12 protein-coding genes are annotated in these 14,032 nt (G+C 73.5%); 7 read left to right on the top strand and 5 right to left on the bottom strand.

Going from position 1 to position 14,032, the window contains the following annotated elements:
- Positions 1-3 precede the first annotated feature (3 nt).
- Positions 4-1,695, bottom strand: coding sequence for an LLM class flavin-dependent oxidoreductase (locus AB0873_RS18100; protein ID WP_366600857.1), 1,692 nt, complete (start codon positions 1,693-1,695; stop codon positions 4-6).
- A 94-nt stretch (positions 1,696-1,789) separates the two neighbouring features.
- Between AB0873_RS18100 and AB0873_RS18095 the strand changes: the two genes are divergently transcribed.
- Positions 1,790-2,341: a MarR family winged helix-turn-helix transcriptional regulator gene (locus AB0873_RS18095; RefSeq protein ID WP_366600856.1), complete on the top strand. Its 552-nt coding sequence runs from the start codon at positions 1,790-1,792 to the stop codon at positions 2,339-2,341.
- A 27-nt stretch (positions 2,342-2,368) separates the two neighbouring features.
- Here the strand turns inward: AB0873_RS18095 and AB0873_RS18090 are convergent, their stop codons facing one another.
- A complete protein-coding gene (locus tag AB0873_RS18090; protein WP_366600855.1) occupies positions 2,369-3,607 on the bottom strand; it encodes a helix-turn-helix domain-containing protein in 1,239 nt (412 codons plus the stop codon).
- Between the two features lie 84 nt (positions 3,608-3,691).
- On the opposite strand from AB0873_RS18090, the gene AB0873_RS18085 reads away from it, so the two are divergent.
- Together AB0873_RS18085 and AB0873_RS18080 are read left to right on the top strand one after the other, a co-directional pair.
- Positions 3,692-4,783: a ferredoxin reductase gene (locus AB0873_RS18085; protein ID WP_366600854.1), complete on the top strand. Its 1,092-nt coding sequence runs from the start codon at positions 3,692-3,694 to the stop codon at positions 4,781-4,783.
- 13 nt (positions 4,784-4,796) lie between these two features.
- Complete coding sequence (locus tag AB0873_RS18080) at positions 4,797-5,939, top strand: acyl-CoA desaturase (protein WP_366600853.1); 1,143 nt, start codon at positions 4,797-4,799, stop codon at positions 5,937-5,939.
- Between the two features lie 51 nt (positions 5,940-5,990).
- Here the strand turns inward: AB0873_RS18080 and AB0873_RS18075 are convergent, their stop codons facing one another.
- Entirely contained in the window at positions 5,991-7,100 is a 1,110-nt protein-coding gene (locus tag AB0873_RS18075; RefSeq protein WP_366600852.1) for a glycosyltransferase, read from the bottom strand.
- Between the two features lie 21 nt (positions 7,101-7,121).
- The gene (locus AB0873_RS18070) at positions 7,122-8,144 is read right to left on the bottom strand and encodes a glycosyltransferase (RefSeq protein WP_366600851.1); all 1,023 of its coding nucleotides are present in this window, start codon (positions 8,142-8,144) and stop codon (positions 7,122-7,124) included.
- A 311-nt stretch (positions 8,145-8,455) separates the two neighbouring features.
- Here AB0873_RS18070 and AB0873_RS18065 point away from each other — a divergent pair, with 311 nt between their 5' ends.
- From AB0873_RS18065 to AB0873_RS18055, 3 genes are all read left to right on the top strand, one after another.
- A complete protein-coding gene (locus AB0873_RS18065; protein WP_366600932.1) occupies positions 8,456-9,775 on the top strand; it encodes a glycosyltransferase family 4 protein in 1,320 nt (439 codons plus the stop codon).
- Positions 9,772-11,352, top strand: coding sequence for a glycosyltransferase (locus tag AB0873_RS18060; RefSeq protein ID WP_366600850.1), 1,581 nt, complete (start codon positions 9,772-9,774; stop codon positions 11,350-11,352). Before AB0873_RS18065 ends, AB0873_RS18060 begins: the two co-directional genes overlap by 4 nt.
- 155 nt (positions 11,353-11,507) lie before the next feature.
- The gene (locus AB0873_RS18055) at positions 11,508-11,999 is read left to right on the top strand and encodes a hypothetical protein (RefSeq protein WP_366600849.1); all 492 of its coding nucleotides are present in this window, start codon (positions 11,508-11,510) and stop codon (positions 11,997-11,999) included.
- Positions 12,000-12,113: 114 nt separating this feature from the next.
- Here AB0873_RS18055 and AB0873_RS18050 read toward each other — a convergent pair whose 3' ends face one another.
- Positions 12,114-12,902, bottom strand: coding sequence for a hypothetical protein (locus tag AB0873_RS18050; RefSeq protein WP_366600848.1), 789 nt, complete (start codon positions 12,900-12,902; stop codon positions 12,114-12,116).
- A 450-nt stretch (positions 12,903-13,352) separates the two neighbouring features.
- On the opposite strand from AB0873_RS18050, the gene AB0873_RS18045 reads away from it, so the two are divergent.
- Positions 13,353-14,027, top strand: coding sequence for a hypothetical protein (locus AB0873_RS18045; protein WP_366600847.1), 675 nt, complete (start codon positions 13,353-13,355; stop codon positions 14,025-14,027).
- Positions 14,028-14,032 lie beyond the last annotated feature (5 nt).

Below are 14,032 nucleotides of genomic sequence, written 5' to 3'. Positions count from 1 at the left end.
GGCTCAGGACAGGCCGATGCGGGCGATGGGCTCGACCAGCTCCCGCTCCTCGTACGCCAGGTGCGACAGAAGGGTGTCGCTGAGCAGGTCGACGGCGGCGCGCAGGTCGGCCATCCCGTCCGGGACGGAGACGAACGCCACCAGGGCCCGGTCGACGCGTTCCAGCACGTCGTGGATGAGGTGGTGCTCCTGCTCGAGCCGGTCGACGACCGGGGCGAGCCGGGCGTCCCTGCGGCGCAGGTGCGGGAAGAGCGACCGGTCCTCGATGGTGTGGTGGGTGGTGACCACCCGGCAGTAGGACTCGCAGTAGGTGCCCAGGGTCCACTTGTTCTGCCGCATCGTCATCGTGTTGATGTGGGAGCGGGCGGTGCCGGCGTCGATCGTGCCGGCCGCCACCTGCTCGATCAGGTCGTGGATCTGCGCCAGCTCGGCGCGCAGCCCGTCGTGCACGTCGACGAGGTGCTGGCTGGTGGCCAGGTCGTGCGCCGCGTACGTACGGTCGGGGTCGCGGGCCGGGCCGGTCGGGCGGGCGGACTCGTCCCAGACCCGCTCGCCGCTGCGGCGGACGCCGTCGTCCGGCGTCGGTACGACGGAGAAGGCGCTGCGGCCCACGGGCGCGGGCCGGCCGGCCCGGGGTCCGGCCGCCGCGACGGCCTCCGCCGGTCCTGGCCGGGCGGTGGCATCCCGCTCGACCGGCCCGGCAGCGGAGTCGGCGGGCGCGGCGTCGGGCCGCGCGGCGGCGGAGTCGGGCTGCGCGGCGGCGGAGTCGGGCTGCGCGGCGGCGGAGTCGGGCTGCGCGGCGGCGGAGGCGCGCTCGGCGGCGACCAGTTCGCGGACGGCGGGCGCCACCTCGGCGGCGAATCGGCGCAGGTCGTCGGGGTCGTCGCTGCCGAGGATGAAGGTGCTGATCCCGTCGGTGAGGGCGAGGCCCGCCAGTTCCTCGGCCCACTGCTCGGCGGGGCCGTGCAGGGGCCCGCGGCCGACGGTGGCGAACCGTCCGTTGACGTTGAGCAGTCGCCGGACGTCGCCCGGCGACCGTCCCGCCTCCCGGGCGGCGTCGTCGATGATCGCGTTGCCCCTGGCGAGGTCGCCGGGCTGCAGGTACGCCAGCGACGGCAGCCAGCCGTCGGCCCGGCGGCCGGTCAACGCCAGCATGCGCGGCTTGTAGGCGCCGAGCCAGATTCCCACGTCGTGTGCGGGGGCGGGCCCGCGTTTCGCGCCGACCACGCGGTGGAACTCGCCGGCGACCCGGACGCCGCCGCGGGTGTCGGCGTCCCACGTCTGGCGGATGACCTCGATGGCCTCCTCGAGGGCCCGTACGCCCTCCGCCGGGGTGAGCCGTCGCCCGCCCATCGCCTCGATGGCGTCCCAGAACGCGCCCGCGCCCAGGCCGAGTTCGATCCGCCCGGCGCTGAGCAGGTCGAGGCTCGCCACGCTGCGGGCGAGGACGGCCGGTGGCCGCAGGGGGAGGTTGGTGACGTTGGGGGAGAGCCGGACCCTGCTGGTGCGGGCGGCGACGAAGCTGAGCAGTGTCCAGGTGTCCAGGTACGCGGGCTGGTACGGGTGATCCTGGAAGGTGACCAGGTCCAGCCCGACCTGCTCGGACAGGACGGCGAGCGCCACCACCCGGTCCGGGTCGGCGTTGGCCGGGGTCAGGAACGACCCGAAGGTCAGTGGGTGGCCGTGGTCGCTCATCGGAGTCCTCCCCTGAAGTGCTGTCAGACAGATGTTATGCCACACAGAACATCTGTTGCCAACAAGGTCTGTCCAGCTCAGCTATCCTGGGCGGATGACCGGTGCGACGGCGGCACACCCACGGCCGGACCCGCTCGACGACGACCTCGGCTGGATGCTGGGTGTCGTCTTCCGCGCCTACGTCCGGGCCGCCGACCGGGCACTGGAGGACATACCCGGTGGGCCCCGGGGCTACCAGGTGCTGTCGGCGGCGGTCCGGGAGCCGGTCCGCAACCAGGGCGCGATCGCCGAGGAACTCGGCATCGACCGGACCGTGCTCACGTACCTGATCGACGACCTGGAGCGGCGCGGGCTCGTGCTGCGCCGGGCCGATCCCGCCGACCGGCGCAGCCGCCTGGTCTGCGCCACCGACGTGGGCCGGGTCGCCTGGCGGGAGCGCCAGCGGGCGCTGCGGCAGGTGGAGTCGCACGTGCTCGGCGCCCTCGATCCCGCCGACACCGCCGCCTTCCGGACCCTGCTGCGACGGGTCGCCTGCGCGGCGCAGCGCCGCGACCCGCTGATCGACCTCTGCGAGGCGGTGGCGGAGGCGCAGCCGACCGACGCCGGCCCGTCCCCGGCGCGCCCCCGAGCCCGGCGGAAACCCTGATGCGGACCGCCGCGCGGTCCGGGCCGCTCAGCCGGCCGGTTCGTCGGCCCGGTCGCGGGCCGGGAACGCCAGCGCGAGGGTGAGGTCGAGCACCGTGGCGGGGTCGTGCAGGCGGTCCCCGTACAGCTCGCGGAGCTTGCCCATCCGGTAGCGCACCGTCTGCGGGTGCACGAACAGGTCGGCGGCGACGTCGTCACGGCGGCCGTGGTGCAGCAGCCAGGAGCGCAGCGTCTCGGCGAGCCGCTCGGCGGTGGTCGGCGGCAGCGCCGCCAGCGGGGCCAGCACGCGGGCGCGCAGGTCAGCGAGGCCCTCCGGGTCCATGCCGAGCAGCAGTTCGGCGAGGTGCGCCTCGGTGTCCAGTGGCGGCCCGTCGTCGGCCGGGCGCAGCCCGAGCGCGAGGGCTCGGGTGGCCCGCTGCCACGAGTACGTCACCCGCGTCCACGGCCGCGCGGGGCCGAGCACGGCGCGGCGGCCGTGCAGCGTCCGGGTGAGCTGCCGCCGCCGGTCGCCGTGCGCGTCGGGGACGAGCAGGACGGCCAGCTCCTCCCCGGGCGCGGCGCCCGGCAGGTCGTCGCCGCTCTCCAGGGTCTGCGCCGGAAGCAGCGCGAGCGCCGGGCGCAGGTTGGTCCGGGGGAGGAGTACGACGGTGAGCGTCTGCGGCGGCGGCCAGTCGGCTCGTTCGGCGCTGCGCAGCAGCACGTCCTCGGCCGCGCCGGTGACCAGCTGCTGGGTGAGGCGCTCCAAGTTGCGCCGGCGGGCCCGGCCCGCGCTGGCCAGCTCGTCGGCGTGCCCGGCGACGCTGGCGGCGGAGAGCTCGTCGATGTAGGCGAACATCAGCTCGGCGAAGTCGGCGACGGTCACCGCCGGGAGCCCGCCGCGCACCGCGATGGTGGACATTTCCCGCCAGGAGACCCGCGCTCCCACCCGGTACGCGGCCAGCAGCGCGTCCATGCTCCGCCCCGAGCGGGCCTCACCGCTGCCGAGGGCGTACGCGGCCTCCAAGGCGGGGACCAGGGGGGTGCTCGGGTCGGTGGCGTGGGAGCGTTCGAGCAGTTGCAGGAAGTTGCCGAGCGCGATCTGCACCGCGGTCTCGATCTTGTCCCGCATCTGGCCGGTCAGGGTGCCGGAGTAGCTGGGCACCTCGGCGGTGATCGCGGTGACGGTCCGCTCGGCGAGCAGGGGCAACCGGTCGCGGAGGCCGCGGGCCACCCCCTCGTCGAGGGCGAGCCCGGCGGCGCGGCGAGTCGCCTCGGAGCGGTCCGCCATTGTTGTTCCTCCCGCACAAATCGACCGGCCCGGTTCACCTTCGCGGGCCAAGATTTTATGCCAGTGTGCCGCGACTATCGGGATATGACCACCACCGTCCCGCGCCCACCCGCGGCGGCGTCCCTGCGGCGCCGGTTCCTGCGGCTCGCCGCGGCGGTCACCACCCCGCTGCTGCCCGACGACTACCTCGACCTGGTCGCCCCGCTGCGCTCCGGCGCCGACCTGCGGGGCCGGATCCTCGCGGTGCGGCCGGAGACCCGGGACGCGGCCACGGTGATCGTGCAGCCGGGGCGGGACTGGCGGGGGCACGTCCCCGGGCAGTACGTCCGCCTCGGGGTGGACGTCGACGGCGTACGGCAGTGGCGGGCGTACTCGGTGACCTCGGCCCTCGGTGGCCGCCGCGACCCCATCGCGATCACCGTGAAGGCGATCCCGGACGGGGTGGTCAGCAACCATCTCGTCCGGCGGGTCCGCCCCGGCACGATCGTCCAGCTCGACCAGGCGACGGGCGACTTCGTCCTGCCCACGCCGACGCCGGCGGGCGTGCTCTTCGTGACCGCGGGCAGCGGGATCACGCCGGTCATGGGGATGCTGCGCAGCGGCGTCCTCGCCGGCGCCGACGTCACGCTCGTGCACTCCGCGCCGACACCGGCGGATGTGATCTTCGGTTCGGAGCTGCGGGGCCTCGCCGCGGCCGGAACGCTGCGGCTGGTGGAGCGGCACACCGACCACGACGGTGTGCTCACCATCGCCGACCTGGCCGATCTGGTGCCGGACCACCTCGACCGGGAGACCTGGGCGTGCGGCCCGGTCGGGCTGCTCGACGCCCTGGAGGCCCACTGGTCCACCGCCGGTCGGGCGGAGCGGCTGCACACCGAGCGGTTCCGGCCGACCGTCATCTCACCCGGCGAGGGTGGCACGGTCACCTTCGGCCGGGCCGGTGTGACCGTGACCGCCGACGGCGCCACGCCGCTGCTCGACGCCGGTGAGGCGGCCGGAGTGCTCATGCCCTCGGGCTGCCGGATGGGCATCTGCTTCGGCTGCGTCCTGCCGCTGCGCCAGGGCGCGGTTCGCGACCTGCGCAACGGGGCGCTCACCACGGCGGTCCCCGGCGACGGCGTCCTCATTCAGACCTGCGTGTCGGCAGCGGCCGGCCCCTGCGACATCGACCACTGACCGGAGTGCCCACGTGACCGTCATCCAGCGCAAGGCCGTCAATCCGATCGCCCACCTCACCGCCGAGGACATCGCGGTCATCGGGAAGGAACTCGACGCGATCCGGGACCGGGTCCTCGCCGACCGGGGCGAGCGGGACGCCGCGTACATCCGCAAGGTCATCTCCACCCACCGCAAGCTCGAACTCGGCAGCCGGGTGGTGCTGCTCTTCTCGCTCTTCCCGCCGGCCTGGGTCGTCGGCACCGCCGGCCTCGCCGTGGCCAAGATCCTCGACAACATGGAGATCGGGCACAACGTCCTGCACGGCCAGTGGGACTGGATGCGTGATCCGAAGATTCACTCCACCACCTGGGACTGGGACCACGTCTCCCCGCCCGACCAGTGGCAGCACTCGCACAACCAGCTGCACCACCGGTACACCAACGTGGTCGGCAAGGACAACGACCTCGGGTACGGCATCATGCGGGTCGACGAGGACCAGCCCTGGCACCCGGTCTACCTTGGCCAGCCGCTGTGGAACTTCATCAACGCCTGCTTCTTCCAGTACGGCATCGCGGCGTACGACCTGGAGCTGGGCCACAACCTGAAGAACGGCCGGCACCGGGATCCGGAGTTCCGGGCCCGGGCCCGCGCGGTCGGCCGCAAGATCCGCCGCCAGGTGCTGAAGGACTACGTGCTGCACCCGCTGCTCTCCGGCCCGTCCTTCCTCACCACGCTCGCCGCGACGTTCACCGCCAACCTGATCCGCAACCTGTGGAGCCACTCGGTGATCATGTGCGGGCACTTCCCGAACGGCGTGGAGACCTTCGAAAAGACGTCGATCGAGGGCGAGACGCGCGGCGAGTGGTACCTGCGGCAGATGCTCGGCTCCGCCAACATCAGCGGCAGCCGGCTGCTGCACCTCATGACCGGCAACCTGTCGTTCCAGATCGAGCACCACCTCTTCCCGGATCTCCCGAGCAACCGCTACCAGGAGATCGCCCCCGAGGTACGGGCGCTCTTCGACCGGTACGGTCTGAAGTACACCTCCGGCTCCCTGCCGAAGCAGGTCGCCTCCGCCTGGTGGAAGGTCATCCGGCTGTCGCTGCCGAACCGCAAGCCGCGTGGCCGGGTCGACGACCGTCCGACCCCGGCCCTCGCCGCGACGGGCGCCTGACCGACCGCCGCCGTGCCCAGCGAGGGCGACCGGCCCGCGGCGGGTACGCCATTAGGGTCTGCCGGCGGCGACGGCGTCGTACAGCTTCTCCAGCCGGTGGGTCTGCTTGTGCAGGTCGAAGCGGTCCTCGACGTGCCGGCGGGCCTCGCGGCCGAGCCGCCGCCGTAGGCCGTCGTCGGCGAGCAGGCGGGTGATGTTGCCGGCGAGCGCGGCCCGGTCGCGTTCGGCGCCGAGCAGGCCGGTCTCGCCGTGCACGACCGCCTCCGGGATGCCGCTGTGGTGCGTCGCCACGACCGGCAGGCCGAGGCTCGCCGCCTCCAGGATGGTGGTGGGCAGCCCCTCGGAGTCGCCGTTCGCCGCGGTCCTCGACGGTGCGGCGAGCAGCGCCGACCGCGCCAGGTGATCGGCCACCACCTCCGGGGGCTGCGCGCCGAGGAAGGTGGCGTCGAGGCCGAGCTGGGCGGCGCGGGCGCGCAGCGGCCCCTCCAGCGGCCCGTCGCCGATGAACAGCGCCCGGGGCCGCCGGGGCCGCAGCGACCCCAGCGCCTCGACGAGGTCGTCGACGCCCTTCTTCTCGACGAACCGGCCGACGAACGCCACGTCCCACACGGGCGGGGTGGGCGCCGGCAGGGGCGGGACGGGCACCCCGGTGTGGTGCACCCGGACCTTCGCCGGGTCCGCGCCGAGGGCGACCGCCCGGTCGCGGATGAACTCGCTGACGGCCACGACCAGCGCCGCCCGGTCGAACGCCACGCGCAGGTTGTGCCGCTGGCGGGCGCCGCGCAGGCCCGGGAGGGCCGGCTGGCGGGTGACGTCCTGGCCGTGCACGGTGACGACCAGCGGGATGTCCAGGTCGGCGGCGGCGCGGCTGACCAGCCAGCCGTCGTTGCCGAAGTGGGCGTGCACCAGTGCCGGCCGGAGCCGCCGCAGCAGCCGGGTGAGCCGGGGGGAGCGGCCGGTGGCCTTCAGCGCGAGCAGGGCCCGCCGGTCGCGGGCGGCGTCGCCGAACGCGACCACGTCGGTGTCGCGGGACAGTGTCGAGGCGACGCGCACCGCACCGAGGTAGGTGGCGCGCCAGGCCGCCAGCGCGTCGGCCTGGTTGCGGATGAACGTCTCGGAGCCGGCCAGCAGGTGGCTGCGCCAGATGACGACGTGGGGCACCTGTTCAGCGTGCGGCACGGGTCACGGGTTCCCGGAGTCGGCGGCGGCGAGGCCTGGTTCGGCGGGCCGGGCCGACCCGGCGGCGGCCGGCGGGGCGGGCGGGGCCGGGCGGCGACGGCGGTCCAGAATCCGGTCCCGCAGACTGTGCCGGAGTTGCGGCGGGATCAGCCAGATCTGCAGGTACGTCAGGTAGTCGATGGCACCTGGACGCCCGTGCCGGCGGGCGTCGGCGAGCACGGTCCGGAAGACCTTCGGGTCGCGGGTCGTGGCCGCCATCGAGCCGACGACGCTCAGCGCGATGGCCGCGTACGCCCGGGGGGTGAGCAGGGGACGGCTGGACCGCAGCCACTCCAGCTGCGCCGCCCACGGGGAGGAGAGGCTGATCCGCGGCCGGTCCTCGTCCTGGTGCCAGAGCACGAGCGGCTCGGGCGCCATCAGCAGCCGTACGTCGTCGTGCGCGAGTGCCCGCAGGGTCCAGTCCAGCTCCTGCTGGCGGCGCAGGCCGACGGTGAACGACACGCGGCGCAGCAGCTCGGTCGGCGCCATGATCGTCGAGGTCTGGATGAAGCCGTCGCCGTGGAACAGGCCCCGGCGCACGGTGAGGTACTCACAGATCGGCTCGCCCGGCTCCGGCAGCCGGCGGGGCAGCACGAACTCCGCGCGCGGGGTGCGGTTCACCAGGCGGCTGGCGACGATCGGGGACGCGACGGTCGCGGTGGCGGCGAGCGCGAGCTGCACCTCCAGCTTGCGGGGCAGCCACTCGTCGTCGTCGTCGAGGAACGCCGTCCAGCGGGCACGCGCGGCCTGGACGCCGACGTTGCGGGCGTTCGGCGCGCCACCGCGCTCGGGCAGCGGCAGCACCCGCAGGCGCGGGTCGGGGATCGCGGCGAGAGCGGCCCGCGTGTCGGGGTCCGCGCCGTCGACCACGACGACGACCTCGATCTCCGCCACCGTCTGGGCGAGGGCGCTGCGGACCGCGCGGGTCACCAGGTCCGGCCGGTCGCAGGTCGGGATGACCACGCTGACGTCAGGTGTACGCGACATGAATACCCGCTTACGCATTGATTGCGGTTTCCTCGTGCGCCGGCGAATGGGCGGCATCAGGTGCCGGACGAGGCTCTGCGAATGACCTAACCGGCCGAAGGAAAAACGGCGGTGAGGGGAAGATGACCAGAGCGTATACGGCCGGGAACCAGCTCGTGGCCGAACCGTCGGGTGGCGCGGAAGCGCGGCGGTGCAACGATTCCGGAGACCGGAACTGCCGTACACTCGCCGGGCATCCGCTGACGTGAGGAATCGGAGAACAATTCGTGCGGCTCGACGGTGTCACCGCGACCGGCGGTGGCCGGGTGGTCATGCTCGTGGACAACGGCGTGGACGGCGACTCCCGGGTGCAGAAGGCGGCCCGCTCGGCCGCCGACGCGGGCTGGGCGGTCACCCTGCTGGGCTGCGCCCGCGTCGAGCGGGAGTGGCGGCTCGGCGACGCGCACGTCCGCGTGCTGCCGATGGGCGGCGGGGCGCCCCCCGGCGGGCGGCGCACGCTGCGGCAGCGGCTGGTCGCCCGGGGCGGGCCGGTGCTGCGGGCGGCACGGCTGGCCCGGCGGCCGGTCGAGCACGCCCAGGTCCTCCTCTGGGGTGCGGTCTCCGGCGACCGGGCGTGGCGGCGGCTCGAACCGGGGCTGTGGACGTACGAGCGGGTGTTCGGGCCGGTCGTCGACGCCCTGGCGCCGGACCTGATCCACGCCCACGACTTCCGGATGCTCGGCGTGGCCGCGCGCGCGGTGGACCGGGCGCGGGCCGCCGGCCGGGACGTGAAGGTCGTGTGGGACGCGCACGAGTGGCTGCCCGGCGCGAAGCCCCGCCGCGACAACGTGCGGTGGCTGCCGGCCCACCTCGCGTACGTGCGGGAGTACGTGTCGCACGCCGACGCCGTGGTGACGGTGTCGGAGACCCTGGCCGACCTGCTGCAGGAGGAGCACCGGCTGGGGGAGCGCCCGACCGTGCTGCTCAACGCCCCGGCGTCGGCCGCCCCGACACCCGGGGGCGCGGAGGTGCCCGACCTGCGTGACCTCTGCGGGGTCGGCCCGCAGACCCCGCTGCTCGTCTACAGCGGTGCGCTCGCCGAGCAGCGTGGGGTGGCCACCGCGGTCGAGGCGCTGCCCCGGTTGCCCGGCGCCCACCTCGCGCTGGTGATCGCCGACCCGTCCGCGCCGTACGTCCAGCACCTGCGGGCCCTCGCCGACCGGCTCGGCGTCGCGGAGCGGCTGCATCCCGTGCCGTACGTGCCGCACGGGCAGGTGAGCGCCTTCCTCAGCGCCGCCGACGTGGGCCTGATCCCGATCCACCACTGGCCGAACCACGAGATCGCCCTGATCACGAAGTTCTTCGAGTACGCCCACGCACGGCTGCCGATCGTGGTCAGCGACGTCCGTACGATGGCCGACACCGTCCGTGCCACGGGGCAGGGTGAGGTGTTCCGGGCCGGCGACACCGCCGACCTGGCCCGCGCGGTGCGGGCCGTGCTCGCCGACCCGCGGCGGTACCGCCAGGTCTACGACGGCCCGGACTCGCCGCTGCCCGGGTGGACGTGGGAGGCGCAGGCGGACCGCCTCGACGCGCTCTACCGCCGGCTGCTGGCCGGTGCCGGCGCGCCCACCCCGGTGGAGGCGCCGTGAGCACGCCCGCCGTCAGCGTGGTGGTGCCGGTCTACAACACCATGCCGTACCTGACCGGCTGCCTCGACTCCCTCGTGGGCCAGACGATCGGGCTGGACCGGCTGCAGGTCGTGGCCGTGGACGACGGGTCGACCGACCGCAGCGGCGCCGAACTGGACCGGTTCGCCGCCCGGTACCCCGGCGTGTTCACCGTCATCCACCAGGCCAACTCCGGCGGCCCCGCCGGACCGTGCAACCGGGCGCTCGACGCCGCCACCGGCCGGTACGTCTTCTTCGTCGGCGCCGACGACCACCTCGGCCCCGAGGCGCTGGAACGGTTGGTCACCGCCGCCGACGAGTGGGACTCCGACGTCGTGCTCGGCAAGGTGGTCGGCGTCAACAGTCGACACATCTACCAGGACATCTTCGCGGCCAACCGGGTCGACGTGGACCTGTTCGACTCGCCGCTGCCGAGGTCGCTGGCCAACACCAAGCTGTTCCGGCGCGAGCTGCTGGAACGGCACCGGATCCGCTACCGGGAGGACCTGCCCCTCGGCAGTGACCTTCCGTTCACCCTGGAGGCGTGCTACCGGGCGCGGCGCATCTCGGTGCTGGCCGACTACGAGTTCTACTACGCCGTGCGGCGGTTCAACGCCACCAACATCACGTACCTGAGCCGCCACCTGGACCGGCTGCGCACCGTGGAGGCGACCACGGCGTTCGTGGCCGACCTGATCGGCCCCGGCAAGCAGCGGGACGCCGTCATGGCCCGACGCTTCGACCACGAGATCGCCAAGCTGCTGGAGGACGACCTGCTGCGGCTGGACCGCGACACCCAGCAGCGGGTGCACGACGGCATCGGGCGGCTCGTGGCCGCGTACCTCACCGACGACGTCGCGGGCGAACTGAACGCGGAGACCCGCATCCGGCTCGCCCTGACCCGCGACGGCGGCCTCGACGACCTGCTCGCCGTGATCCGCCAGGACGCCCGTACGGGGGTGCCGCCCACGGTCGTCGAGGACGGCCGCCGGTACGCCGCGTATCCCGGGTTCCGCGCCGGCGTGCCCGACTCGTGCTTCGACGTCACCACGGCACCGGACTGGGTCGCGAAGCTGGACGTCACCGGTATCGGCTGGGAGACCGACCGGCGGGGGGAGCGGGTCCTCAGCCTGACCGCGACGACGCCCGCGCCGGATCTCCCGCCGCTCAGCGTCAGCGCCGAGGAGATCCTCGCCGACACCGAGACGGTGACAGCCGGCCCGGACGGGACCACGCTGCGGATCCGGTTCCGCGCCGCCGACCTGCTCGCCGCGACCGGGCCCACCGGCCGGCGGCGCGCGGTCTCCGCCCAGGTCGGTGGGTTCGACCCGGGGCTCGCCCAAGGGCTGCACCGGGCCACCGGGGCGGCCGGCTCCACCGCCCTGCGGGCACCCCGACTGCGGGTGACCGCGCCGCTGGTGCGCCGGCGCGGGGCCCGCCTGTACGTCCTCACGGCGGTCATGGACGAGTCCGGCCGGCTGATGATCGCCGTGGTGCCGGTGACCCCGAACCGCATCCTCGCCCAGGTCCGACGAAGGGTGAGCCGCCGCCCCCGCTGACCACCCGCGCCCCGCCGCACCCGAACGGTGCGGCGCAGGAGGGCGCGCTGGCCGGTCGGACCGTCGTCAACCTCAGCTCGGACACGCCCACAGCCTCACGGGACGCCGCCGTCTGGGCCGCCAAGCACGGCGCGGACTTCGTCACCGGCGGCGTCATGGTTCCCGCGCCCGCCGTCGGCACCCCTGACGCCTACGTGTACTACAGCGGACCACGAGACACCTACGACCGGCACGAGCCGGTGCTGAGCGTGATCGGCAGGCCGAAGTACCTCGGCGAAGACCCGGGCCTGGCGCAGCTGTTCTACCAGGCGCACCTCGACGTGTTCCTGACCTCCCTGTCGAGCCTGCTGCACGCCACCGCACTCGTCGCCTCGGCCGGTGTCGCCCCGGCAGACTTCCTGCCCGACGCGCTGCAGACGCTGACCGACATCCCGGCGATGGTCGGCGATGGAGCGACCCTGGCCGGCGAGCTCGCGGCAGGCGAACACCCCGGCGACGTCAGCACGGCCCTGCGCACCAGCGAGGCGTCCGGCGTCGACCCCGAGCTGCCGAAGGCAGTCAAGTCGCACTATGACCGGGCGATCGCCGCCGGTCTGGGGAACAGGAACTGGACCGCGCTGTACGAGGTGATCCGGCCGCAACACTGACCGAACCAGGGTGGACGTGGTCGCGGGGATGCCTTCGCCCGCCGGTGGACCGCGTAGCGCGGTCGGGCCGCCGCGGCGGGCGCGGCGATCCCTTGCCGGTGAGCTCGCCCGTGTTCAGGTGACTTTCACGGTAAAGGCGCCGAGCTGGTTGCCGCCCTGCATGTGGTGCGGCAGGTAGAGCTTCCACGTGACCGTCAGCTCGCGCCCTGCGCGTATCGAGGCCGGTACCTCGGCGACCATCTCGAAGACGGCGGTGCCGGCGGCGGGGATCTGCGTGAGCGGGCGGCAGTTCAGCCGGTACAGCTGGGACGTGTTCACCGCGTCATTCGTCGCATCGCCGAGGGAGAAGCGTTCCATCAGGTAGCCCGGGCAGGGGTCCAGCGCGAGCGGGCTGCCGGTCGGGTTGCCGAGCTTCACGCGGAAGGTTAGCCGCGACCCGGCCGCGGCGGTTGGCGGCCCCGCGACAGTGACGGTGAGCTGGTTAAGGGGCGAGGATGGGGGCGTCGACACGGCGACCGGCTCGGTGAACCCGCTCGCGTACAGCGTCGCCCGGGCGTTGGGATTGATTCCCTCGCCCTGCTGGCAGCCAGGGCGGTCCTCGGCGGTGATCGGTGCACGCAGCGTGCCGCCGCCGTGCGGCACCTCGATCGCGAGCTCCATCGTCCCGTCAGTGGGCTGGCAGAACGGCCCGGACCAGTCCAGGCGCAGGCTGGCATGGCCGCCGGCGGGCACGACGACCACCCGTACCCGGGCCTCTTCGTTGATGCCGTGCGTGTACAGCATGGGAATCTCGCGGCCGCCGGCGAGCATGGTGGTGGGTACCTCGCCCTGCAATGTGCACTCGACGTTCGACGCGTTCTGCACCTCCACCTCGCCGATGAGCTTGCCGATGGCGGCGTCCATGCCGCGGGGTGTCTCACCGCCGCCGCCGGGCCGCGTCCAGCCGGTGAGCCGGCCGGACAGCTGTTCCGCCCGGCACGGCTTGCTTCCGGCGGCCGGGGACCGCGGTCCGGCCGGGCGCCCGTTGAGGTCCTCCGCTGTGATCTTCAGGTCAGCCCACGGGACGCTGCCGTCGGAGAGCAGCGAAGCGGGCGGTGCTCCCTCGGCCGACCGGCCCGGGCGGTCCGGCTGGGCATTCGGGTCGGCGCAGGCCGCGGCAACGGCGAGCACGATCAGCAGCAGCAGCAGTCGACGCATGTCACCCACCCTCACACGGCGGGACGGCACCGGACCTGAGTAGCCGTGCTCAGAGCGGCCAGCCCTTCGGGCCGAACTCCATCACTGACTCGCAGCGTCACCAACGACGATCCATTTTGGGCGCACCCAAGCGGCGCCCGTGTCATGATCGCTCTCATGAGCGACTGGGCCTACAACGACCGTCCTGACGGCGTCACGTTTCTGCCCGGTCGGATCGCAGAGCCGACTCGCACCGAGATTGAGGACGAGATCTGGGCCTGGATCGTGCGCGGGGAAGACGATGCCGGAGAGTTCGTGGACTACCTCGACGATGATGAGGATCGCCACGGTGTCACCGACGAGGAACTCATGGCGGCCTACGAGAGGGCGCTCCACGTCCGGCGAGCCCAGCAGCGCGAATGGGGTGCCGTGCAGAGCAACCTGACCCTCGCCTTCGCCGAACTCAACCAGCTCGGCGTGCTGGCGCGGGAGAACTTCAGCTGCTGCGGAACCTGCGCTGCTGCCGAGATCCATGACGAGCGCGACGGAATTCGGCACTGGCGCGGCTATCTCTGGTATCACCAGCAAGACACCGAATCACTTGTCTCCAGCCTCGACGGCTCGGTCTACCTCGGCTACGGCGCCTATCCGCCCCGGTACTTCGACAAGGCCACCTATGACGCCCTATCGGAGGACGACAAGCGGGCCTGGTACCAGGCCGACGTCGAGCGACTGCTGGACGACCTTGTGTTTCCGGTGCTCCGCAAACACGGCATGCGGGTCGAGTGGAACCGGAGCCAGGCAACCCGAATCCTGCTCACCGGCGCGCGGTGGTACGCGCCCCTGACCTGAGATCA

Origin of the sequence: Micromonospora sp. NPDC047707 (assembly GCF_040704235.1) — a bacterium.
Classification (GTDB): domain Bacteria; phylum Actinomycetota; class Actinomycetes; order Mycobacteriales; family Micromonosporaceae; genus Micromonospora.
Note: the sequence above shows the minus strand (reverse complement) of the source record. Positions and strands in the feature narration are given on the sequence as shown.